We start from the raw sequence: 22,014 nt of genomic DNA on the forward strand, positions 1-22,014 counted from the left end.
GGGCGATCCCTACGCACCCCGGCGGCACCAGAACCGTCACCAGGAGAGAGAAACACCCATGAGCTTCACGCTGATCCAGCAGGCCAAGCCGCGCCTGCATCGCTCCGAACTCGCCGTCCCGGGCTCGAACCCGACCTTCATGGAGAAGTCGGCCCAGTCGACCGCCGACGTGATCTTTCTCGACCTCGAGGATGCGGTCGCCCCCGACGACAAGGAGAAGGCCCGCACCAACATCATCCAGGCTCTGAACGACCTGGATTGGGGCACCAAGACCATGATGATCCGCATCAACGGTCTCGACACCCACTACATGTACCGCGACGTGGTCGATATCGTCGAAGCCTGCCCGCGCCTCGACATGGTGCTGATCCCCAAGGTCGGCGTGCCGGCCGACGTCTACGCCATCGATGTGCTGGTCACCCAGATCGAGCAGGCCAAGAAGCGCGAGAAGCAGATCGGCTTCGAGGTGCTGATCGAGACCGCGCTCGGCATGGCCAACGTCGAGGCGATCGCCCAGTCGTCGAAGCGCCTCGAGGCGATGTCCTTCGGCGTGGCCGACTACGCCGCCTCGACGCGCGCCCGCTCCACGGTGATCGGCGGCGTCAACGCCGACTTCTCGGTGCTCACCGACAAGGACGAGGCCGGCAACCGCCAGACCCATTGGCAGGACCCGTGGCTGTTCGCCCAGAACCGCATGCTGGTGGCCTGCCGCGCCTACGGCCTGCGCCCGATTGACGGCCCGTTCGGCGATTTCTCCGATCCGGACGGCTACAAGTCGGCGGCCAAGCGCTGCGCCGCGCTGGGCTTCGAGGGCAAGTGGGCGATCCATCCCTCTCAGATCGACCTCGCCAACGAAGTGTTCACGCCGTCCGAGGCCGAGGTCACCAAAGCCCGCCGTATCCTGGAGGCCATGCAGGAGGCCGCCAAGGCCGGCCGCGGCGCCGTCTCCCTCGACGGCCGCCTGATCGACATCGCGTCGATCCGCATGGCCGAGGCGCTGATCGAGAAGGCGAACGCCATGAAGGCGTGAGGCCGCCTTTGCCCTTCCCCACGGGGAGGGGCGATTTGCCCTGCGTCGCGGCCGGCATGATCGGTCGCGACGCAAGACGTTCACGACACCCTCAGAACGGCTGCGTGTCCGGCAGCCGTGCCGCCGCCATCTCCGACGGGGTCGGATCGCGGTAGACCACGATCCCGTTCGACCGGTCGGCCGCGATCAGGCCGAGGCGACTGAACCCGTCGAGCCAGCCGTCCATCGGCCAGAAGCCGTGGCGGGTGTGGAAGCGGCCGGCGTTGGCGACGATGTCGCGGAAGTGCTGCAGCGGCGGATCGTAGCTCGCGTGGTGCTGGTGGTAGGCCCGCGGGCCGCCGAGGAACAGGATTGGCACCCCGGCCGCATCGGCCCGGAATGCCAGGTCGGTATCCTCGGCCCCGTAGCCGGAGAACGACTCGTCGAAGCCCCCGATCCGGTCGTAGGTCACGGCACGCACCGCGAAGGCCAGGGACCAGAACAGGCCGGGCTGCGGTGCCGGTGCCACGAGGCCGGCCCCCGGGAAGGCGCGCACCGGGTGAGGATGGCCGAGCCGATGGAGGTCCCCCTCCCGCCAGCCATCAGTGACCGCGCCGGCCGGCAGGTAGCCGATCTCGCAGCAGATCAGGGCGTCATGCTCGGCCACTGCGTCCGACAGGCCGGCGACCACGCCGTGCGACGGGATGCAATCGACGTCGAGGAAGATCAGCGTGTCGGTGCGGGCTGCCCGGCGCCCGACGTTGCGCGCAGCCGCAAGCGGCAGGCCGTCCCGTCGGAATGGGACGCGCGCGATGGGAAACGGCAGGTCCGGCAAGGGCGAGTCGTCGCCGCCGATCTCGACCACGATGCAGGCGTCGGGCGGGGTGCCGCGCCCGAGGCCTTCGAGCAGACGGGCGAGATGCGCCCCCCGGCCTTTGTTCAGGGTGATGACCGTGGTGCTCACGCCGCGTCTCCGGCGCGCAGCACGTCGAGCCGGTACTTGTCGGTCCGGGCCTGATGCAGCAGCTCTGCGAACGGCGCGGCTTGCGCAATGAAGCTCTCGGCGGCCTCGTCGCCCGATTGCGGATAGTCCGTCTCGCCGATCCAGTGGACCAGCATCAGGTCGCCGCCGGGCTCGATCGCGTCGCCGGCACGCCGGACCAGCGCGGCGAGGTCGGGCGGGGCGAGGAAGTACAGGAACTCGGCCAGCACGATCAGGTCGAACCGGCCCTCCGGCCAGTCCGCCGGGAGCGCGCCCTGGCGGATCTCCACGCTCGGCCGGTCGGCACAGCGCGCGCGGGCCGCCTCGACAGCGGCGAGGATCGGATCGGCCGCGAGCAGCCGTTCGCAGTGTTCGGACAGGGCGCGGGTGAACACCCCGATCGCGCAGGCCGGCTCGAAGGCGGAGCGGTAGCGCGGCCTCGGCAGTGCCGCCAGCGTCGCGGCGTACTTGTCCCGCTCGTAGGCCGAACTCGTGAACTTCCACGGATCCGGATCGCTGGCATAGATGCCGGCAAAGTAATCCTCCGGGAGGGTCTCGGTTCGCCGGCTCATGCGGGGATCCTGACGAAGCGCTCGTAGGGGCCGCAGAGCCGCGCGATCATGGCGGGCTCGAGGCGGAACCCCTGGGGATCGTCCGAGATCAGGTCGGTGGTCTGCGACGCGTGCGCCGCCACCGCCCGGGTCTTGGTCTCGCGATGGGCCGAGACGTCCAGGCGCAGGCCATCCGGAGGCGGGCCGACCTCGGTCTCCGGCGGCAGGGTCCAGCCCCAGACCGGGTATTCGTAGACCACGACGCCCGGCATCTGCCGCCGGGCCAGTCCGACGATGGCGGCGGCCGCCTTGTGGTCGCAATGGGGATCGTGTCGCCAGGTCACGAAGACGGCGCCGGCACCGCACCGGGCCGCGGCCTGCACCACCGCGTGCGCCGCGGCTTCAGCCTCGGGGCCGTCGCTCGGCACATGCGCGTCGGGCAGGCGCAGAAAGGTCACGTCCGCCGCCGCGAGGCCGAGGATCGACACCGCCCGGAGCGTCTCCGCCTCGCGCAGGGTGCGCAGCGCCTCCGGCGGGTACAGGCGGGAATGGGTGTGCGAGCCGCACCCGTCGCTCACGACCACGAGATGCACCGGCCGTCCCGCCGCGCGGGCCGCCGCGATCAGGCCGCCGCAGCCCAGGCTCTCGTCATCGGGATGGGGCGCGACCACGACAAGGCCGCCCCGCTCCACCAAGGTGGAGAGATCCGCCACCGGCAGCGCGTCGGAGGCGGTCAGGAAGACGTCGGCCCGCATCAGCGTGTCCCCGTCGCGGAGGCGCCCGGGGCGCCGTTGCGGATCGTGGGGCTGGCGTGAACGGTCACGGATCGCTCCTGGGACGGCGAGCAGGTCTTGCCCTCCGGCTATCGGCCCCGGCGGCTGAACGCGCCATGAGCGGCGCCGTCCGCGGCGGGCTCTACCGATCGTTCTCCGTGGTGAGCGCGCCGAGCCGGACGCCCTCGTCGGCCTTGGCCTGGGCCGCCAGATGGACACCGGGATTCGGCACGTCGTCGAACACCGCGCCCGCCGTGCAGAGCGCGCTGCGCAGGGCTTCGATCTGCCCGCTCGGCGGGTCGCCGTAGCCGCTCTCGAAATCGCGCACGAACCGCTCGTCGAGGCCGACCTTGGCGGCGAGTTCCGCCTCGGACCATCCGAGCAGCCCCCGGGCCGCCCGCGACTGCGCCGGGCTCATCGCCAGCGTGCTCGCCCCGGCTTGGCCGCCCTCGTCCGATCCTGCCACGTCGTCCTCCACCCGTCGTTGGTCCCCTTCGGGATGATCGACAACGATATCGGTCGCCGATCGTTTCCGGGCACCGCGCGATGCGCCGCGACCATAATTGTGCTGAAATTCCGTCGCATGCGCGGGGCTGTATGGATTCGGGGCGACCGCGCCGTGCGACTCAGGGGGGAGTCGGGCGGCTGTCGCGTCCCCCGGATGGACGATGGACTGGGCGCCGTGCGCGCACGATGAGGGCGGAACGATGAGAGCGGTGCTGATCGCTACCCTGGCCTGTGCCGTGATGGCCGTGGACCTGACTGCCGCCACGCAGGCCCAAGCCCAGATGGGCGGCGGAGCGCCCACGGGCTTCGGCCGAGGCAACCGCCGCCCCGGCGGCGAGGAAGAGAAGAAGCCGCAATACGTGCCCGGCACGAAGGCGAGCGAGAAGATCTTCCCGCTCGACTCGACCTGGACGGCGGTGAGCCTCAACGGCAAGCCCTTCACCGGTGGCGACCGTCCGAGCTTCATCATCGACAAGCAGTACCGCGCCCGCGGCTACGGCGGTTGCAACACCTTCGCGGCGACCGCCTTCCCGCTCAAAGATCAGCACCTCGCGGTCGGTCCCCTCGCCCTCACCAAGAAGAGCTGCGACAAGGGTCTCGCGGCCACCGAGCAGGCGTTCTTCGTCGCCCTGCGCACCGCGGCGGTGTGGGACCTCGTCGGCTCCCAGCTGGTGCTGAAGAGCCCGAACGGCGAGCTGAAATTCGACCGGGCGCTCTGACCGCCCAATCTGCCCGGTCACTGGTCGTTTGAGCGGCAGGACGGTTCCCGCCGTCTCCGCTCCTGGGGTTTTCGCCGACTCGGGCAACGCGGAATAGGGCGGGCCACGTCGGCCGGCTTAAGGCCGAATTCACCACGCTGCACGAACGCCGCCCACGATTCAGACGCCCTTGAGGGCGATCGGGATTTTCTCCTCGGGTATCGAGGAGACGGCGCATGGCAGTCGGTATCGGGTTGAGGGATCGGGTGCCGCTGCGCCCTGGCGTCTCGAGGCCTCTTCGCTTCACCGCGCCGCCCGCGATCCATTCCGGGGCGCTCTGGCTTGCTGCCGCTGCACCGATCCTGGCGACGGTGCTGCTGATCGCGCGGCTCGCCGCGTGACGGTCGGGAGCCGTGGCGCCCGCATTACCGGCACGTCGCGCTCACTCCGTGTCGCGCGTCTCCCGATCCTCGTCGCCGTCTGACGGCGCGGTCAGGTCGGCCGAGTCCCGGCCGTGCAACAGCACCGGCGGAAACAGGGCGGCCAATCCGGCCGCAACCCCGTACAGAATGGGATCCGCGTTCAGACCGGCATGCGGCGGGTTGAGATCGTCGTTGATCATGCTGTTTGCTTCCGGTCTCGCGCTTGCGCGAGTAACGGTCCGCGTTGTCGAGGTGACTCGTGAGCTGTTTGAGCACGGTCAATGCCGGGTTCCGCGTTTCGTTGCCGCAGGCCGACGTTTTTTTTCTCGGCGATGACTTCTGATCCTTCGTCTTGCCCGGATCGGATCATGCCGACATCTCAGCCGCGGCTTCGGAGAATCGGTCCGGATGTAGTGCCAGGGATCCGGCAGGCGGCTGGCACGACGCTGAGGATCACCGCGCTCGGGCAGCGCGCCCGGCAGGTCTCGGCGGCATCGATCTGATCGCCCCCGCAGGCATCCGCGAAGCAGAACGTCGCGAGGTCCTCGCAGGTGGCACGAAAGCCGCCCCGTCGGACGCTATCGTGCCAGTCCGCCGCGTCGGCCGATTGCGCGAGCAGCAGGCCGGCGAGCCCGATCGATGCCGTGATCCGCTTCAAGCCCGCGCCTCGCCCCGGTTGCAGCGCCAGTCTAGCACTGGCAGGCGACCCGGACCTGTGCCATTCCGGCGACAGGCGATGCCCATCGTCGGCCGCGTCGCTCCCGAGACATCAGCACCGCGACGGAAGCCAACCATGCCGCTCTACGCCCTCGACGACCACGCCCCAGAGCTGGCTGATCCCGCCCGGGTCTGGATCGCGCCGGACGCTCAGGTGATCGGCCGGGTCCATCTCGGGCTCGATGTCGGCATCTGGTTCGGTGCGGCTCTGCGCGGCGACAACGAGCCGATCCGCATCGGCGACCGCACCAACGTGCAGGAGGGCGTGATCATGCACGTTGATCCCGGTTTCCCGCTGACGATCGGAACGGATGTCACGGTTGGCCACGGTGCCATCGTCCACGGCTGCACGATCGGCGACGGCAGCCTCATCGGCATGGGCGCGACGGTGCTGAACGGCGCCAGGATCGGCCGGGGCTGCCTCGTCGGGGCCAACGCGCTGGTGACCGAGGGCAAGGAATTTCCGGACAACAGCCTGATCGTCGGGTCGCCGGCCAAGGCCGTGCGCACCCTCGATCCCGAGGCCGTGGAGGGTCTGCGGCAGGCGGCCCTGCGCTACGTCGAGAATGCCCGGCGCTACAAGGCCGGCCTGCGCCGCATCGACGGGTGAAGGCGGTGCGCCGGCTTACCGATCGGGTTTGTCAGTAAGCGCCTGAAATACGCCGCTCCCTTCCCTCTGCGCGGGGGAGGGTGGGCCAGCCGTCAGGGCGGGTCGCGCCGAAGTTCTGTAAGAAGGGCAACGCGACGGCGCAGGATTTCACGCCTGCCGCGACCTCTCCTCTCCGGGAGCCACCCTCCCCCGCAGAGGGGGAGGGCCTAGTCTGCCTGTCGTGGGAAAAATTACTTCTTGTTCTTCGCCCGCTCGATCGCTTCCTCGATCAGCCGGTGGGCCTCTTCCTTGTCGCCCCAGCGGACGAACTTCACCCACTTGCCGGGCTCCAGATCCTTGTAGTGCTCGAAGAAGTGCTGGATCTGCTGGATCGTGATGTCGGGCAGGTCGGTGTAGTTCTCGACGCGGTCGTAGCGCTTGGTCAGGTGGCGGGATGGTACCGCGATGACCTTCTCGTCCTCGCCGCCCTCGTCCTGCATCACCATCACGCCGACCGGGCGGGCGCTGATGATCGCGCCCGGCAGCACCGCGCGGGTGTTGGCCACGAGCACGTCGCAGGGATCGCCGTCGCCCGACAGGGTGTGGGGGATGAAGCCGTAGTTCCCGGGGTAGAACATCGGCGTATAGAGGAACCGGTCGACCACCAGCGCGCCGGACTCTTTGTCCATCTCGTACTTGATCGGCTCGCCGCCGAGCGGCACCTCGATGATGACGTTGACGTCGTGCGGGGGCTTCTTGCCGAGCGGGATGGCGTCGATGTTCATGGCGTATCGCTTCCGGGATGCGGTCTGCACCGCTTCCCGGACCTCTTAGATGCCTGGCCCCGCGATGCAAATCAGTATCGGTGCGGGGCCGGCGACGAGTCCCAGGAAACGTTAGCTGAACAGGTATCCGACTTTGGGCAGGGCGACGCCCGCGACCCGGTCCATCACCCGCGGCCCGGCCCGGCCCCCGAGACCCTCGTAGAAGGCGCCGGCCCGGTCGTTGTCCTCCAGGCTCCACACGCCCAGCTGGGTCAGCCCGTGATCGACGAGATCGTTGCGCACCGCCTTGAACAGGCGGCGTCCGAGGCCGATGCCCTGGTATTCCGGCAGCAGGTAGAGCTCGTCGATTTCGGCTTCCGTGCCGAGCGCCCGGCTGCGGGTGCGCCCGTAGGCGGCGTAGCCGACCACCCGCTCGCCGGTCTCGACCAGCGCGATCGGGCGGCCCCGGCGTAGTGCGCTGCGCCACCACGGCCGGTCGCGCCCGGCGATCAGTCGCTCGAGCGCCACGCCGGGTATGATGCCGCGATAGGCCTCGCGCCACGACGCATCGAACACCGTCGACAGGCTGCCGAGGTCGGCCTCGCGAGCCCGGCGGATGCTCGTGGTGCGCGTGCTCATGGGCTTCCGGCCTTCCCCCTTGCGACCTGCGGATAACCCGCGCGGTCCGCCCAGGTTCGATCCCGATCCGGGCAGAGTGAAGGCAAGATCGACGCCGTTTTTTCGGAACTTTCCGGTGGGGGTGGGGAAAGGCCGCGATCGGGCGGTCGGACGGATGAATTGCCGGGCTTCCGGGGGGCTGGTAGAGCCGGCTCCCGATTCCGCGGCAGCCTCATCGTGTTCAACCGCTTCCTCAAGCCCGAGACGCGCTACGCGCGCCGCATGGCCCGGATCGCTCGCTTCGAGCGGCCGATTGCCGGCCCCGGCGACCGGCTGAAGGCCTGGGCGAACATGCTGCTGATCGATCACGGCGTGTTCCGGCTGGCCTATCTCAACCGACACCGGGTGGGCACGGGCCGGATCTGGCGCTCAGCCCAGCCCGGCCCGCACCAGCTCGCCCGCTTCCGGGCCGAGGGCGTCCGCACGATCATCTCCCTGCGCGGCGGGCGCGAGCACGGCTCGTGGCCGCTGCAGCGCGAGGCGTGCGAGCGGCATGGGCTCACGCTGGTGGAGTTCGTCCTGCGCTCCCGCGAGGCACCCGACCGGGACACCCTGCTCCGCGCGAAGGCCTTCTTCGCCGACATCCAGTACCCGGCGGTGATGCACTGCAAGTCGGGCGCCGACCGGGCCGGGCTCGCCTCGGCGCTCTACCTGATCCTGCACGAGGGCCGCCCGGTGGCCGAGGCCGCCCGCCAGCTCTCGGCCCGCTACGGCCATCTCCGCTTTGCCAAGACCGGCATCCTCGACGCATTCTTCGCCCGGTACCTGGTGGAGGGTGAGGCGAGGGGCATCGATTTCTTGACCTGGGTCGAGACGATCTACGATCCGGAGGCGCTCAAGCGCGACTTTCGGCCGGGGTTCTGGTCGGACCTCGCCGCGGATACGGTGCTGCGGCGGGAGTGAGGCCGCCCTAACGTCGTTTGTCCTGCGCCCTGACGTAGCTTTTGAGCACCGCGTTGATCCGCGATTGGTAGCCCTTTCCGGCGCTCCGGAAATGCCGCAGCACATCCGAGTCGAGGCGTAGCGTGATTTGCTCCTTCGTCTCGACGGTCGACGGTGAAGCCTCGTCCCAGAAGCCCGGCGGAATTAATCCGACATCGGGGTCGGCTGCGGCTCGCCGCTCGATCTCCGCGTCATCCAAGACGTTGAACGCCGGGCTGAGCGGCTCTGCCGCGGGCATGTCGGTATAGTCGTCAAACCGGACGGTCGCCGCCCGCTCTGGTACGCGCCTCTGCGTAGACTTGCCTGTCATGGCGGCTCGCCTTCCATGCCGAGATGATGCGGATGTCGCCCGCCCGCTGAACGTAGACCACCCGCAGCACAGCATCATCGTACAGACCCAGTGCGATGAACCGACGCTCGCCATAGTCGCGGCGCGTGTCTTCGCGGGTCAGCCTAAAACCGCGAAAGATCTCGGCCGCTTGGCGGAATCCGATGAGATGCTTGGCTTGGTTCGCCGCATCCTTCTCGGGCTCCCACTGAAAGCCCATGGTGTAGCGTAGTTACGGATTGTCGTTACTGCAAGACCCGTCCCGCAGACGCCCTCCAGATGCCTTTACTCCGCCGCCGGCCGCGCGGCCTCGCGGAACGGGTGGGCCGGGTAGGTGCCGACCACCCGCAATTCGCGGGAGAAATAGCCGAGTTCGTCGAGCGCCCGGGCGAGGCCCGGATCCTCGGGGTGGCCGTCCACCTCCGCGTAGAACTGCGTGGCGGTGAACTCGCCGTCCATCATGTAGCTCTCGAGCTTCGACATGTTGACGCCGTTGGTCGCAAACCCGCCCAGTGCCTTGTAGAGCGCGGCCGGGATGTTGCGGACGCGGAACACGAAGCTCGTCACGCACGGGCCGGCCCCGGCCGCGGCCGGCTCGGGATCGGGGGAGAACACCACGAAGCGGGTGGTGTTGTGCGCCTCGTCCTCGACGTCGCGCTCCAGGATGTCGAGGCCGTAGACCTCGGCGGCGAGCGCGGGTGCCAGGGCGGCCCGGCTCGGGTCCCCGATCTCCGCGACCTCGCGGGCCGCGCCCGCCGTGTCGCCGGCGACCACGGCCTTCACGCCGAGCCGCCGGACGATCCGTCGGCACTGGCCGAGCGCGTGGACATGGCTGTGCACGGTCCGCACCGCCTCCAGCGCCGTGCCCGGCAGGACCATCAGCTGAAAGTGGATCGGCAGGAAGTGCTCGGCCACGATGTGCAGCGGCGAGGTCGGGATCAGGTGATGGATGTCGGCCACCCGGCCGGCGATCGAGTTCTCGATCGGGATCATGGCCCGCTGGGCCCGGCCCTCCGTGACCGCCGCGAAGGCGTCCTCGAAGGTGGGGCAGGGCAACGGCGTCCAGTCCGGAAAGGCCTGCGCACAGATGATGTGCGAATTGGCCCCGGGCTCGCCCTGGTAGGCGATGGTGCGGTCGGTGATGGGCGTCGGTGCGTTGGTCATGCGTTCAGTTCAGGCGTCGGGCCTGGAGCAGGGCGCGGGCGCGCTTCAGGTCGGCTGGGGTGTCGACGCCGAGCGGCAGGTCGTCGACGATGACGGCATCGATGCGCATACCGGCTTCCAGCGCCCGCAATTGCTCCAGCTTCTCCCGCGTCTCCAGCTCGCCGGGGGGGAGGGCGACGAAGCGGGTCAGCGCGGAGCGGCGATAGGCGTAGAGGCCGATATGATGCCAGAGCGGGCCGTCGCCCCAGGGGGCGCGGGCGCGGGTGAAGTAGAGCGCGCGCAGCCGCCCTGGGCCGACCTGATGGCCCACGAGCTTGACCACGTTGGGGTTCTCCGCATCGTGCGGATCGGTGATCGGTGCGCAGAGCGTGACGATGTCCACCGTGCGGTCGGAAAGCGGGCCGATCGAGGCCCCGATGATCGCCGGGTCGATGGTCGGCAGGTCGCCCTGCACGTTGACCACCACGTCATGGTGCCCCGCCGGATCGACGCTCTCCAGCGCCTCGGCGAGGCGGTCCGAGCCGGATGGGTGGTCGGCCCGGGTCATCACCGCGATGCCGCCGGCCGCCTCGACGGCGTGGGCGATCGCGGCCGTGTCGGTCGCCACCACCACCGGACCGATCCCGGCCTCCATGGCCCGCCGCCAGACATGGACGATCATCGCCTCGCCGGCGATCTCGGCCAGCGGCTTGTTCGGCAGGCGCGTCGCGGCGAGGCGGGCCGGGATCAGCACGAGGGGATCGGACATGAAGGGCTCGGACCTGAGGCTGAGGCGTCCGCCAGCGAAGCGCGGGTGCTTAGCAGGCCTGCTCCGGGTTGTCGTCCCTTGCGGGACCGGGGCGCCGGGCCACACGATCCGGCAAAATGATGCCGCCGGGTAACAAGCTCGGCGATTTGGAACGCGCGTTTCGCCCCGCGACGGAACGTATCCCCCCACCGGCATTGTCAAGATCGTGCCGGAACGGCTAAGCACCCTTGAAATCTTCCAAGGTCCTGTGTCCCGGCGTGCCTGCCTGTGACGGGCATGGGCAGATCGAGAGAAGAGCATGAACTCGTTCGAGGTGAACAAGGTTCTCGGCGCCGTCCTCGGCGCCTTATTGTTCGCGGCCGGATCGGGTTTCGTCGCCGAGCTGATCTACCATCCGAAGCCGGTTGGCAAAGCCGGCTACGACCTGCCCGAGCCTGAGCCGCAGACCGCCGCGGCGGCACCGGAGGCCAAGGTCGAGCCAATCGCCGTCCGGCTCGCCAGCGCCAACGTCGAGAAGGGCGAGGCCGGCACCAAGGCCTGCCATGCCTGCCACAACTTCGAGAAGGGCGGCCCCAACAAGGTCGGCCCGGATCTGTACGGCGTGGTCGAGCGCCCGAAGGGGGGGCATGCCGGCTTCGAGTACTCGGCGGCCCTGAAGGAGAAGGGCGGCACCTGGACCTACGACGACCTGGACGCGTTCCTTACCAACCCGAAGGCCTACGCCAAGGGCACCAAGATGGCCTTCGCCGGCATCGCGTCGCCGCAGGACCGGGCCAACGTCATCGCCTACCTGCGCAACAACGCCGACAGCCCCAAGCCTCTGCCCGCCGTCGAGAAGACCGAGGCGAAGCCCGAGGCCGCTCCGGCCGCCGCCAAGCCCGAGGACAAGCCCGCACCCGCGCCGGCGTCCGAGGAGAAGCCTTCGGCTGCCAAGCCCGCGGCCGGAAAGGGCTCCGAGGGCAAGGACAGCCCGGCCAAGCCCGCCGACACCAGCACGGCCAAGCCGGTCGAGGAGAAGTCCGCCGGCAGCCCCCGGGCGCCGAGCGAGTCGAGCGACCGCAACGCCCCGGCTCCGCCGGCCGGTGCTCATGACGGCGACCAGCACGGCACGCCGTCGAGCCTGATCCCGGCCGAGCCGACGGCGCCGTCCGCCCCGGCCGCTAAGGAGCCGCCGGCTCAGGCCAACCCCGAGGCGGTGGATCGCGCCAAGGACCTGGAGGTCGACGGCCCGACCAAGGACCAGAACGCGCCCCTGCCGACGCCGAAGAACTAGCGGCGACCCGGCCGGGCGTTCAGGCCCGGCCTTTGCCTTGAGGCGTCCGCGACCCGATCTCCGTTCGGGTCAGACACCGATAAGGATTCCGCTTGCCCGATCGAAGTCCGGAACCGGCAGCGCGCCGGGCGCCCCTGCCGCTGCTGGTCGGCGTGACCATGACCGGCACGGTGGCGCTGCACATCTTTGTGCCCGCGCTCGCCTCCGCCGCTGCCGACCTCGGCATCACGACGGCCGCCGCGCAACTCACCATCACGGTCTACCTGATCGGGCTCGCGGGCGGCCAGCTGCTGTACGGGCCGCTCTCCGACCGGTTCGGGCGGCGTCCGATCCTGATCGGCGGGCTCGGCCTCTACCTCGCCGGGCTGCTGCTGGCGATCCCGGCTCAGAGCATCGGCGTGCTCCTGGTGGCGCGTGTGCTGCAATCGCTCGGGGCCTGCGGCTCCCTGGTGATCGGCCGGGCCATGGTGCGGGACGTCTCGACCCGGGAGGACGCGGCCCGGAAGCTCGCGATCCTCACCACCGCCATGACGCTGACCCCCGCCCTGGCCCCGGCGATCGGCGGGGTGGTGAACGAGGCCTTCGGCTGGCGCGCCGTGTTCGTGGTGCTCGCCGGGATCGTCGCGGTGCTCGGCGCCCTCGTGGTGTTCACCCTGCCGGAGACCAATCGGCACAAGGTGGCTCTGCCGGGACTCGTGGCGATCCTGGCGGGCTACCTGCGGCTGGTGAAGGTACCCGTGTTCCGCGCCTATCTGGTCGCCGGGGCCTGCGGCGGCACCAGCCTCTACGCGTTCCTGGCGGTGGCGCCGTTCCTGTTGGTGGACCGGCTCGGGCGCTCCTCGCAGGAGGTCGGGTTCGACTGCCTGATCGTCGTGTTCGGCATGGTCGGCGGCGCCGTGCTGGCGAGCCGGCTCGCGACCCGGGTGCCGATCCGCAAGGCGGCTCGCAGTGGCAACCTGCTCTGCATCGCGGCGGCGCTGGCGCTGCTGCTGGTCGACCGGAGCGGGATGCTCGGCGTCGTGACCCTGATCGTGCCGCTCTTCGCCTACGCGGTCGGGGTCGGCCTGCTCAGCCCCAACGCGGTGGCCGGGCTGATGAACGTCGATCCGCACGCGGCGGGCTCGGCCTCCAGCCTCTACGGCTTCACCCAGATGACCTTCGGGGCCCTGTTCACAGCCGCGGCCTCGGCCTGGCCCGCGACCTCGGCGACCCCCGTGGCCCTGGCGCTGCTCACCGCCGGGCTGATCGCGGCCCTGGCGTTGCGGCGGGCGTGACCGCAACCGCGCCGCGAAGCGACAAGAAAGCTCAAGACCGGGACTCTTCCGGGCGCAACGCTTCCACGGCGCCCGATATGCCCTGGCGAAAACCGTCGGCCAGTTCCAGCCATAGGACGCGGGCCGGGTCCACGGGGCCTGGCAGGGTCAGGCGGCCCGGCGGCACAGGGGTGAAGCCGAAGCGGCTGTAATAGGGTGCGTCGCCCACCAGGATCACCAGACCCTCGCCGGCCTGCCGCGCCGCCTCGATCGCCGCGCGGGTCAGGGTGCCGCCGATGCCGCGGCCCTCGAAACTCGGGTCGACCGCCAGGGGACCGAGCATGACGAAGCGCGAAGACCCGGTGCGCACCGGGCCCATCCGCGCCGAGCCCACCAGGAAGCTGCCGACCGAGGCGGTGACGCCGAGGTCCATCCGCTCGGCCGCCTTCTCGCGCAGGCGATAGGCGGTGCGGGCGAACCGTCCGGGACCGAAGGCCCGAGCCTGGAGGCGATCGATCGCGGGGGCGTCCTCCGGCCGCTCGGGCCTGATGACGAGGGAGAGTGTGGTCAAGGGCGGGCTCGCGGCTCGGAACCGCCGCCGCGTAGCAGCGCCGGCCCGGGCTCGCAAACCGTCATCCCTACTCCGCCGCCGCCAGGGCGGGGCGCGGCTCGCCCTGCGTCAGCTTCAGGAAGCCGAGCGCCGCGAGCCAGATCACCGCGCCGCAGGTGGCCGCGATGCCGAGCACCAGCGCGAAGCCGCCGCGGTCGTGCAGCACCGCGATCGCCGGAACCACGAAGCCGCTGGCGGTGAAGCCGACGAAGTAACGCACGCTGTAGGCCCGGGCCCGGTAAGCCGGGGGCACGTAGCGGGCGATCATCGCGTCGTTGATCACCACCTGGCCGTAGATCGCCGTCATGGCCAGCATCAGCCCGGCGAGCAGCGGCAGGCCGGTACTCAGCGCCGCGAGCGCCAGCCCCAGCGGCTGCAGCACCGAGAGGGTGACGAACAAGGACGGCAGGCTGAAGCGGTCGATCAGCCGGCCCATGGCGAGCTGCATCAGCGCCCCGACCAGGAAAACCACGGTGGCGAGCGAGCCGATCAGCGCCAGCGGCAGCGCCTGGCCGACGCCCTCGTCGATCACCTTGGGCAGGCTGATCGTCGTCAGGTTGAAGGTGACGCCGCCCGCGAAGATCGCGACCCCATACAGCGCCATCAGCGCCCAGGGTCGGCTCACTGCGATCGCGGCCGCGCCCCCGGCCTTCTTGCCGCCGGCCTCGCCGTCGCCCGGCACCATCGCCTGGAAGGCGGCACCGCAGGCGAGGCAGACGAGGCCCGGGACCACGAAGGCGGCCCGCCAGCCGACGCTGGCGGCCAGCAGCGCGGTGACGCCCGAGGCCGAGGCCGCGCCGAGATTGCCCCAGACGCCGTTGATGCCGAGGTCGCGGCCGAGTCGGCGCGCATGGGTCACCAGCATGGTCGAGCCGACCGGGTGGTAGATCGCCGAGGCGAGGCCGAGCACGCATAGCCAGAGCGCGAAGCTCAGCGGCGTGGTGGCGCTCGCCACCCCGAGGCAGGACAGGCCGTAGCCGAGGAAGAACACCGCCAGCAGGTTGCGCCGGCCGAACCGATCCGCGAGCCAGCCCATCGGCAGTGAGCACAACCCGAAGGCCACGAAGGCGCCGGTCGCCAACCCGATCAGCTCGCCGTAGCTCAGGCCGGTCTGGGCCGCGATGGCGATCACCGCGGTCGGGTAGATTAGCAGCACGTAGTGGTCGAGGGCGTGCGCGACGTTGACGAAGCGCAGCGTGCGGCGGGACAGGGTTTCGGCATCCATCGCGGCGTATCCTCCGGGATCGACCGCTGATACCCTGGCCCGATGGCGGTGTCGGGCCGGATATGGATGCGAACGGGCCAAAATCGCCGGTGGTGCCGCGATCGACCGCCGCTGCCGACTACGAACATGTGCCGCGGCCGGTCGCGGTCGTCCGCAAGCCGCTTCCGGCCGGGAGCGGCACCGGCCTGCATGCACACATCCGGGCGCAGCTCCTTTACGCAACGGCAGGGCTGATGAGCGCCGCGGCCGAGGACGGCACGTGGGTCGTGCCGGAGGGGCACGCCCTCTGGATCCCGCCGGGCTTGCCCCACGCCACGGTCACCCACGGACCCGTGGCCTTGTGCACGGCCTATCTCGACCCCGCCGCCGTGGACGCGTTTCCGACGATCTGCCGGGTGATCGCGGTCTCCGCGCTCCTGGCTTCCGCCCTGACCGCCCTTGCGGAGGAACCGGTCCTGTACGACGAGGCCGGCCGCGGCGGTCACCTCGCCGCCCTGGTGCTCGACGAGATCGGCCGGGCGCCCGAGACGCCGCTGACCCTGCCGCTGCCGCGGGATGCCCGCCTGCGCCGGGTCTGCCTCGGCCTGATCGAGGATCCCGCCGCGGCCGACGACCTCGACGCCTGGGCCGACCGCGCCGGGGCGAGCCGACGCACCCTGACCCGTCGGTTCCGCACCGAAACTGGGCTCAGCTTCGGCGATTGGCGGGCGCGGGCCCGAGTGATCCGGGCGCTCGCGCTGACCGCCGAGGGCCGCCCACCGGGCATGGTCGCAGCCGCGGTGGGCTATCGCAGCGCGCAGGCCCTGCGGAGCACGGTGGCGCGGGTGCTGGGCGGCGGTGGAACGCCGTAGGCCGCCCGCGCCTCCATCACCCGAACCGGATCAGCCGATCACTTCGGCTTGGCTTGCCCGCCCGGGCCCCAGCCGTGGTCCTGGACCGCCTTGACGATCTTGCCCTGCATCTCGGGCGCCACCGCCTGCATCCATTGCTGCATGCCGGCCAGCTGGATCTGGGCGAGCTGCGGCTGGGCGGCCGCGAGGCGCTTGCCGGTGGGCGTGGCGTAGAAGGCCGCGATCGCCTGCAGGTCGTCCTTGCCGAGGATCGTGGCGAAGCCGCGAGCCTGGATATCGAGGAGTTCGTCGTAATGCGCGGACAGGGTCGGCATCACGACCTCCTGCACGAGCACCTGCGCCTTGTCGGCTTCCTTGATGCCGATCTGCTGCATCATGCCGACCATCGGGGCGGCCATCGAGCTGAGCGTGGCGGCGCGATCGCCCTGCATCTGCGCGACCGTTTCCCGGGCGACCTTCAGCAAGGCCGGATCCGGCGCCGCGGCCGAAGCGGGTTTCTGCGCCGTCTGCGCCAGCACCGTGCCGGGCAGCGCGGTTCCGAGACAGAGGCCGACGAGAAGGGTCGAGAGGCGCATGGTTGCTCCGGTCACGATCGCCGTACGATCCAACGTTGCACGGCCCGGGCACTGCTATCGTAATTGTGATCCGGATCAATGCACCTGGGCGATCGCGATGACAAATAACTGGAGCGGATCCACTTGGGCCGCCTTCAGAAATTGCCCGATCCCGACAGCGGATGCAGATCCGGATGGATTGGATCGTCAGCTTGTCCAGCGGCTCAACGTCTTGGCGGCGACCACCCCGATGACGACGCGGAACGATCGGCCGCGCGCCCGAGCCCTCACGTCGCCCGGGCGGAAAAATCGATGCGCGGGTCGATCCAGACGTAGATCAGGTCCGAGAGCAGGTTCACCGCCAGCCCGAGCAGGGAGAAGATGTAGAGGGTCGCGAACACCACCGGGTAGTCGCGGCCGACGATCGCCCGGAACGACAGCTCGCCCAGGCCGTCGAGGGAAAAGATCGTCTCGATCAGCAGCGAGCCGGTGAAGAAGGCCGAGATGAACGCGCCCGGGAAACCGGCGATCACGATCAGCATGGCGTTGCGGAAGACGTGGCCGTAGAGCACGCGCCGCTCGGACAGGCCCTTCATCCTGGCGGTCAGGACGTATTGCTTGCGGATCTCGTCGAGAAACGAGTTCTTGGTCAGCAGGGTCGAGGTCGCGAAGGCGCCGATCACCAGGGCGGTGAGCGGGAGCGCCAGGTGCCAGGCGTAGTCGGTGAACTTGTGCCAGGCGGAGAAGCTCTCCCAGCCCTCGCTGGTCAGGCCCCGTAGGGGGAACCATTGATAGAATGAGCCGCCCGCGAACAGGATGATCAGCATCAGCCCGAACATGAAGCCCGGGATCGCGTAGCCGATGATCACCACGAAGGACGTCCAGCGGTCGAACCGCTCGCCGTCCTTCACGGCCTTGCGGATGCCGAGCGGGATCGAGATCGCGTACGACAAGAGCGTCATCCAAAGCCCCAGCGAAATCGAGACCGGCAGCCGCTCGTTGATCAGCTGGATCACCGTCACGTCGCGAAAATAGCTGCGGCCGAAATCGAACCGGACGTAGTCCCACAGCATCTTGGCGAAACGCTCCGGGGCCGGCTTGTCGAAGCCGAACTGCTGCTCCAGCTTGGCGATGAAGTCCGGGCTCAACCCCTGCGCGCCCCGATAGCGGGAGTTGCCCTCTCCGCCCCCTGCCGGACGACCGCCGCCGCCGAGGTCGCCGCCTCCGCCGGTGACCCGCGACAGGGTGCCGTCGCCCTGGCCCTTCATCTGCGACAGAACCCGCTCCACCGGGCCGCCCGGGGCGAATTGCACGATGGTGAAGGTGATCAGCATGATCCCGAACAGGGTCGGGATCATCAGGCCGATGCGGCGCAGGATGTAGCCGAGCATGGTCTCAGTCCCGCCCGATCCGCTTGGCCTTGGCGGCGTCGAACCACCAGGTACCGGGGGCGCCGAGATCGTATTTCGGCGGATTCGCCGGGCGCCCGTAGACGTCCCAAAGGGCGAGGCGGTGGGCGCCGGAATACCACATCGGCACCCAGAGACGCTGGGCCCGCAGCACGCGGTCGAGGGCTTTGCACGCGGTGCTCAGCGTGGCGCGGGACTTGGCATCCGCGATGGCCGTGAGCAGCGCGTCGACCGCCGGGTCCGCGATCCCCGACAGGTTGTTGGAGCCTTTGGTGGCCGCCGCTCGGGAGCCGTAGAGCTCGCGCAATTCCGTGCCCGGCGTAACACCACCGGAGAAGCGACGGGACGTGACGTCGAAGTCGAAATCGTTGACGCGGGCCTGATACTGCGATGGGTCTACGGTGCGGTGCGTCGCCTTCACGCCGAGCAGGCCGAGGTTGCGGATGAACGGCTGGGTCACTGCCTGGAAGACGGGATCGTCGTCCAGGAACTCGATCGCCAGGGGCTGACCGCCCGGCAGCAGCAGGCCGCCGCCCTGGCGGGTGCAGCCGGCCTCGCGCAGAAGCGCGTCGGCCCGCTTGAGCAGCGCCCGGTCCTGCCCGGACCCGTCCGAGACCGGCGGCGTCCAGGCCTCGGCGAACACCTCCGGGGGCAGATCCTTGATCGGCTCCAGCAGGGCCAGCTCCTCGGCCGAGGGCTTGCCCGTGGCCTTGAGGTCGGAATTCTCGAAGAACGAGGCGGTGCGCGTGTAGGCGCCGTACATCAGGTTGCGGTTCGACCATTCGAAGTCGAAGCACAGGCCGATCGCCTCGCGGATGCGCGGGTCGCGGAACGGCTCGCGGCGGGTGTTGATCCACCAGCCCTGCGTCCCGCTCGGCCGCGCATCCGGCACGGTCTGTCGGATCACCCGCCCCTCACCGGCGGCCGGGAAGTCGTAGCCGGTGGCCCAGACCCGGGCGGTGAACTCCTCCCGGAACGTGAAGGCGCCGCTCTTGAACGCCTCGAACGCCACGGTGCGATCCCGGAAATACTCGTAGCGGATCGTGTCGAAGTTGTTCTGCCCGGCCGCCACGGCGAGGTCCGCCGCCCAGTAATCCGGAACCCGGTCCAGCCCGATGGAGCGGCCGGGATCGACGGTGCCGACGCGGTAGGGGCCGGAGCCCAGCGGAGCCTCCAGGCTCGAGGCCTCGAAGTCGCGCCCGCCGTAATAGGCCGCCGAGAAGATCGGCAGCTGGACCACGAACAACGGTAGGTCCCGGGCGCGGCCCTCGGCGAAGGTGACGACGAGCGTCTCGTCGCCCTCGGCCCGGGCTTCGGTCATCGGACGGATCACCTCGGAGATCGAGGGATGACCCTTGTCGCGCAGGAGCGTGAGGCTGAAGGCGGCGTCCCGGGCGGTCAGCCGCGAGCCGTCGTGGAACCGCGCCTGCGGGCGCAGCGCGAACCGGTAGGTCAGCCCGTCCGGGCTCACCGTCACGGCGCGCGCCACCAGCCCGTAGACGGCGTCCGGCTCGTCGAGCGCGCGGACCATCAGGCTGTCGAAGGTCTGGTCCAGCCCGGCCGCACCGTCGCCGCGCAGCACGTAGATGTTGAGCGTGTTGAAGGTGTTGAGCGACTGGTTGCCGATGGTGCCGGCGAGCTGTGTCGAGAACCGGCCGCCCTTGGGGGCGATCGGGTTCACGTAGTCGAAATGCTCGAAGCCGGGGCCGTATTTCAGCTCGCCGAAGCTCGACAGGCCGTGGCGCTCCTCGCCGTCGGCCCAGGCGGGACGGATCGCGGCGAGCGCGCCGGCGCCGAGGATGAGGCCGCGCCGGCTCGGCCGCCAGGACCGGCCCGTCACCGCGGGGCCCCGGTCTTGGCGGCGCGCGCCTCGTCGTACCACCAGGTCGTCGGGAAGCCGGAGCCGGCGTAGCGCGGCAGGACGGCGGGGTGGCTGAACCGGTTCCAGCGCAGGGTCCGCTGCTCGCTCGCCGACCATTGCGGCACGACGTAATCGTGGGCCAGCAGCACCCGGTCGAGGGCCTTGGTCGCGGCGATCACCCCGGCCCGATCCTTGGCATAGATGACCTTCTCGATCAGCGCGTCGATCCCGGGATCCTTGATCCCGATCAGGTTGCGCGAGCCCGACTTGTCGGCCGCCGCCGAGCCCCAGAACTCGCGCTGCTCGTTGCCCGGCGACAGCGACTCGCCCCAGGCGTTGGTGGTGATGTCGAAGTCGAAGTCGCGGATCCGGTTCTGGTACTGCGCGGCGTCGATCACCCGCATCGTCGCATCGATGCCGATCAGCTTCAGCTGCGCCGCGAAGGGCAGGATCACCCGCTCGAACGCGTTCTGGAACTCCAGGAACTCGACGGTCAGCGCTTCGCCGGTCGTCTTGTTGACCATCTTGCCGCCGCGCAGCTCGTAGCCGGCCTCGCGCAACAGCCCCACGGCCTCACGCAGGTTCTTCCGCACGGCCTCCGGGTTCTCGTTGACCGGGTTGGCATAGGACGCGGTGAAGACCGAAGCCGGGATCTTGTCCTTGACGCTCTCCAGGATCTCTCTCTCCTGCCCCTCGGGCAGGCCCGAGGACGCTAGTTCCGAGCCGAAGAAGTAGGAGTTGATCCGCTTGTAGAGGCCATAGAACAGGTTCTTGTTCATCTCCTCGAAGTTGAGTGCCAGGTTGAACGCCCGGCGGACCCGGGGATCCTTGAACTTGTCCCGTCGCGTGTTGAACGCGAAGGCCTGCATGATGCCCATGCCGCGTTCTGGGAACGCCTCCTTGATCAGGCGCCCTTCCTTGACGGCCGGGAAATCGTCGTAGGCGGTCGCCCAATTGCGGGCGATGTTCTCGGCCCGGAAGTCGTAGAGGTCGCCCTTCAGGGCCTCGACCAGAACGGTACCGTCGCGAAAGTACTCGTGGCGCTCGGTGTCGAAATTGTACCGCCCGACATTCACGGGCAGGTCCTTGCCCCAGTAATCCGGCACGCGGGCGTAGGTGACGCTGCGGCCCGGCTCGAACTTGGCGAGCCGATAGGGGCCGGAGCCGAGCGGCGGCTCCAGGGTGGTCTCGGTCGGGCTGCGCGGCTTGCCGTTGGCGTCCTTGCCCGTCCACCAGTGCTTGGGCAGCACCCGCAACTGGCCGATCACCTGCGGCAATTCGCGATTGCCCGTCTCGGTGAACGTGAAGGTCACCTCGTGCGGCCCGGTCGCCTCGGCCTTGGCGACCGTCTGATAATAGGCGGCGTAGAATGGGCTGTTGGCCTTCAGCACGCCGTAGGACCAGACCACGTCCTCGGGGGTGATCGGCTGGCCGTCATGCCAGCGGGCGTCGTCGCGCAGGCGGTACGAGACCGATCCGAGATCGGGGGCGACCCGGACCGCCTCGGCCAGCAGGCCGTAGGACGTGAACGGCTCGTCCGAGGATTCGGTCATCAGCGTATCGTAGATCTGCAGCACGCCGCCTTCGAGGTCGCCCTTCAGGCCCGAGACGATCATGTTGAAGTTGTCGAACCCGCCCTGCATGCCGAGGCGCACCATGCCGCCCTTGGGCGCGGCCGGGTCGGCGTAGTCGAAATGCTTGAAGCCGGGGCCGTATTTGGGCTCGCCCATCAGCGTGATCGCGTGGGTCCACTGGCCGGTAGCAGCCGGGATCGCCGCCTCCGTGGCGGCCGCGCTCGCCGCCGGTTCCTGCGCGCGGGCGGGGGCGAACTGGAGACAGGCGATGCAGAGCGTGGCGGCAAGGAGGCGTCCAGTCACGGGCAGGCTATCTCCATGTCATCGCACCAGGCGGTGCGGGAATTCGGGCTTCCGAAGGGTCTTAGGCCGGGTGCGGCCCGGGCGTCGAGGCCGCTTCTTTGCCGGTCGGTGCGCGACCGTGACGTCACCTGCGGCGTGGGGCTTCTTGAGGCGGGCTGGATCCGCGCCACGCCCTCCCCCCTCCGCGGGGGAGGGTGGCCCGCGAAGCGGGTCGGGAGAGGGGAGCAAC

Annotated in this window: 26 protein-coding genes; 8 read left to right on the top strand and 18 right to left on the bottom strand. The window is 69.8% G+C overall.

Features of this window, described 5'->3' with window-relative positions; all coding sequences use genetic code 11:
* Positions 1–58 precede the first annotated feature (58 nt).
* On the top strand, positions 59–1,030 hold the full coding sequence (locus ACYQPG_RS07760) for an HpcH/HpaI aldolase/citrate lyase family protein (RefSeq protein ID WP_147856921.1): 972 nt from the start codon (positions 59–61) through the stop codon (positions 1,028–1,030).
* A 91-nt stretch (positions 1,031–1,121) separates the two neighbouring features.
* On the opposite strand, the gene ACYQPG_RS07765 is transcribed toward ACYQPG_RS07760, so the two are convergent.
* The 4 genes from ACYQPG_RS07765 to ACYQPG_RS07780 all read right to left on the bottom strand — a co-directional run bounded on the left by ACYQPG_RS07765 (position 1,122) and on the right by ACYQPG_RS07780 (position 3,781).
* Complete coding sequence (locus tag ACYQPG_RS07765) at positions 1,122–1,973, bottom strand: glycosyltransferase family 2 protein (RefSeq protein WP_461230672.1); 852 nt, start codon at positions 1,971–1,973, stop codon at positions 1,122–1,124.
* Positions 1,970–2,563 carry an SAM-dependent methyltransferase gene (locus tag ACYQPG_RS07770; protein WP_461230673.1) on the bottom strand — a complete coding sequence of 198 codons (594 nt, stop codon included), beginning with the start codon at positions 2,561–2,563 and terminating at the stop codon, positions 1,970–1,972. The genes ACYQPG_RS07765 and ACYQPG_RS07770 overlap by 4 nt, the downstream gene beginning before the upstream one ends.
* A complete protein-coding gene (locus tag ACYQPG_RS07775; protein WP_461230674.1) occupies positions 2,560–3,297 on the bottom strand; it encodes a PIG-L deacetylase family protein in 738 nt (245 codons plus the stop codon). The genes ACYQPG_RS07770 and ACYQPG_RS07775 overlap by 4 nt, the downstream gene beginning before the upstream one ends.
* 160 nt (positions 3,298–3,457) lie before the next feature.
* A complete protein-coding gene (locus ACYQPG_RS07780) occupies positions 3,458–3,781 on the bottom strand; it encodes a helix-turn-helix domain-containing protein (protein WP_147940133.1) in 324 nt (107 codons plus the stop codon).
* A gap of 241 nt (positions 3,782–4,022) precedes the next feature.
* Between ACYQPG_RS07780 and ACYQPG_RS07785 the strand changes: the two genes are divergently transcribed.
* Entirely contained in the window at positions 4,023–4,541 is a 519-nt protein-coding gene (locus tag ACYQPG_RS07785) for an META domain-containing protein (RefSeq protein ID WP_147856784.1), read from the top strand.
* A gap of 215 nt (positions 4,542–4,756) precedes the next feature.
* On the top strand, positions 4,757–4,921 hold the full coding sequence (locus tag ACYQPG_RS07790) for a hypothetical protein (protein WP_187193529.1): 165 nt from the start codon (positions 4,757–4,759) through the stop codon (positions 4,919–4,921).
* Between the two features lie 41 nt (positions 4,922–4,962).
* Here ACYQPG_RS07790 and ACYQPG_RS07795 read toward each other — a convergent pair whose 3' ends face one another.
* Entirely contained in the window at positions 4,963–5,142 is a 180-nt protein-coding gene (locus ACYQPG_RS07795) for a hypothetical protein (protein WP_147906358.1), read from the bottom strand.
* A gap of 179 nt (positions 5,143–5,321) precedes the next feature.
* Positions 5,322–5,600, bottom strand: coding sequence for a hypothetical protein (locus ACYQPG_RS07800; protein ID WP_147940136.1), 279 nt, complete (start codon positions 5,598–5,600; stop codon positions 5,322–5,324).
* A gap of 135 nt (positions 5,601–5,735) precedes the next feature.
* On the opposite strand from ACYQPG_RS07800, the gene ACYQPG_RS07805 reads away from it, so the two are divergent.
* Entirely contained in the window at positions 5,736–6,269 is a 534-nt protein-coding gene (locus ACYQPG_RS07805) for a gamma carbonic anhydrase family protein (RefSeq protein ID WP_147940137.1), read from the top strand.
* A gap of 230 nt (positions 6,270–6,499) precedes the next feature.
* On the opposite strand, the gene ppa is transcribed toward ACYQPG_RS07805, so the two are convergent.
* Both ppa and ACYQPG_RS07815 read right to left on the bottom strand, forming a co-directional pair.
* Positions 6,500–7,033, bottom strand: a complete 534-nt coding sequence (ppa, locus tag ACYQPG_RS07810; RefSeq protein WP_147856529.1) for an inorganic diphosphatase — start codon at positions 7,031–7,033, stop codon at positions 6,500–6,502.
* 111 nt (positions 7,034–7,144) lie between these two features.
* Complete coding sequence (locus ACYQPG_RS07815) at positions 7,145–7,651, bottom strand: GNAT family N-acetyltransferase (RefSeq protein WP_147906361.1); 507 nt, start codon at positions 7,649–7,651, stop codon at positions 7,145–7,147.
* 216 nt (positions 7,652–7,867) lie between these two features.
* Between ACYQPG_RS07815 and ACYQPG_RS07820 the strand changes: the two genes are divergently transcribed.
* Complete coding sequence (locus ACYQPG_RS07820; RefSeq protein ID WP_419829119.1) at positions 7,868–8,593, top strand: tyrosine-protein phosphatase; 726 nt, start codon at positions 7,868–7,870, stop codon at positions 8,591–8,593.
* Positions 8,594–8,600: 7 nt separating this feature from the next.
* Here ACYQPG_RS07820 and ACYQPG_RS07825 read toward each other — a convergent pair whose 3' ends face one another.
* The 4 genes from ACYQPG_RS07825 to ACYQPG_RS07840 form a co-directional block, all read right to left on the bottom strand.
* Entirely contained in the window at positions 8,601–8,870 is a 270-nt protein-coding gene (locus tag ACYQPG_RS07825; RefSeq protein WP_461230675.1) for a BrnA antitoxin family protein, read from the bottom strand.
* 13 nt (positions 8,871–8,883) lie between these two features.
* Positions 8,884–9,180, bottom strand: a complete 297-nt coding sequence (locus ACYQPG_RS07830; RefSeq protein ID WP_147906364.1) for a BrnT family toxin — start codon at positions 9,178–9,180, stop codon at positions 8,884–8,886.
* Between the two features lie 65 nt (positions 9,181–9,245).
* Positions 9,246–10,103, bottom strand: coding sequence for a prephenate dehydratase (locus tag ACYQPG_RS07835; RefSeq protein WP_147906421.1), 858 nt, complete (start codon positions 10,101–10,103; stop codon positions 9,246–9,248).
* Positions 10,104–10,128: 25 nt separating this feature from the next.
* Positions 10,129–10,872, bottom strand: coding sequence for a 3-deoxy-manno-octulosonate cytidylyltransferase (locus ACYQPG_RS07840; protein ID WP_461230676.1), 744 nt, complete (start codon positions 10,870–10,872; stop codon positions 10,129–10,131).
* 298 nt (positions 10,873–11,170) lie between these two features.
* Here ACYQPG_RS07840 and ACYQPG_RS07845 point away from each other — a divergent pair, with 298 nt between their 5' ends.
* Positions 11,171–12,145 carry a c-type cytochrome gene (locus tag ACYQPG_RS07845; RefSeq protein ID WP_461230677.1) on the top strand — a complete coding sequence of 325 codons (975 nt, stop codon included), beginning with the start codon at positions 11,171–11,173 and terminating at the stop codon, positions 12,143–12,145.
* A 92-nt stretch (positions 12,146–12,237) separates the two neighbouring features.
* Entirely contained in the window at positions 12,238–13,419 is a 1,182-nt protein-coding gene (locus ACYQPG_RS07850) for a multidrug effflux MFS transporter (protein ID WP_147906367.1), read from the top strand.
* A gap of 31 nt (positions 13,420–13,450) precedes the next feature.
* On the opposite strand, the gene ACYQPG_RS07855 is transcribed toward ACYQPG_RS07850, so the two are convergent.
* Together ACYQPG_RS07855 and ACYQPG_RS07860 are read right to left on the bottom strand one after the other, a co-directional pair.
* On the bottom strand, positions 13,451–13,969 hold the full coding sequence (locus ACYQPG_RS07855; RefSeq protein ID WP_147906368.1) for a GNAT family N-acetyltransferase: 519 nt from the start codon (positions 13,967–13,969) through the stop codon (positions 13,451–13,453).
* A 67-nt stretch (positions 13,970–14,036) separates the two neighbouring features.
* Positions 14,037–15,233 (bottom strand): MFS transporter, encoded by a 1,197-nt coding sequence (locus tag ACYQPG_RS07860; RefSeq protein WP_461230678.1) that lies wholly within the window; start codon positions 15,231–15,233, stop codon positions 14,037–14,039.
* Positions 15,234–15,295: 62 nt separating this feature from the next.
* On the opposite strand from ACYQPG_RS07860, the gene ACYQPG_RS07865 reads away from it, so the two are divergent.
* Complete coding sequence (locus tag ACYQPG_RS07865; RefSeq protein WP_147906370.1) at positions 15,296–16,084, top strand: AraC family ligand binding domain-containing protein; 789 nt, start codon at positions 15,296–15,298, stop codon at positions 16,082–16,084.
* 38 nt (positions 16,085–16,122) lie between these two features.
* Here ACYQPG_RS07865 and ACYQPG_RS07870 read toward each other — a convergent pair whose 3' ends face one another.
* The 4 genes from ACYQPG_RS07870 to ACYQPG_RS07885 form a co-directional block, all read right to left on the bottom strand.
* On the bottom strand, positions 16,123–16,659 hold the full coding sequence (locus ACYQPG_RS07870) for a DUF2059 domain-containing protein (protein ID WP_147906371.1): 537 nt from the start codon (positions 16,657–16,659) through the stop codon (positions 16,123–16,125).
* 266 nt (positions 16,660–16,925) lie between these two features.
* Positions 16,926–18,029, bottom strand: coding sequence for a microcin C ABC transporter permease YejB (locus ACYQPG_RS07875; RefSeq protein ID WP_461230679.1), 1,104 nt, complete (start codon positions 18,027–18,029; stop codon positions 16,926–16,928).
* Between the two features lie 4 nt (positions 18,030–18,033).
* On the bottom strand, positions 18,034–19,887 hold the full coding sequence (locus ACYQPG_RS07880) for an extracellular solute-binding protein (RefSeq protein ID WP_461230680.1): 1,854 nt from the start codon (positions 19,885–19,887) through the stop codon (positions 18,034–18,036).
* A complete protein-coding gene (locus ACYQPG_RS07885; RefSeq protein WP_461230681.1) occupies positions 19,884–21,785 on the bottom strand; it encodes an extracellular solute-binding protein in 1,902 nt (633 codons plus the stop codon). Before ACYQPG_RS07885 ends, ACYQPG_RS07880 begins: the two co-directional genes overlap by 4 nt.
* Positions 21,786–22,014 lie beyond the last annotated feature (229 nt).

The organism is Methylobacterium sp. CM6246 (assembly GCF_054818005.1).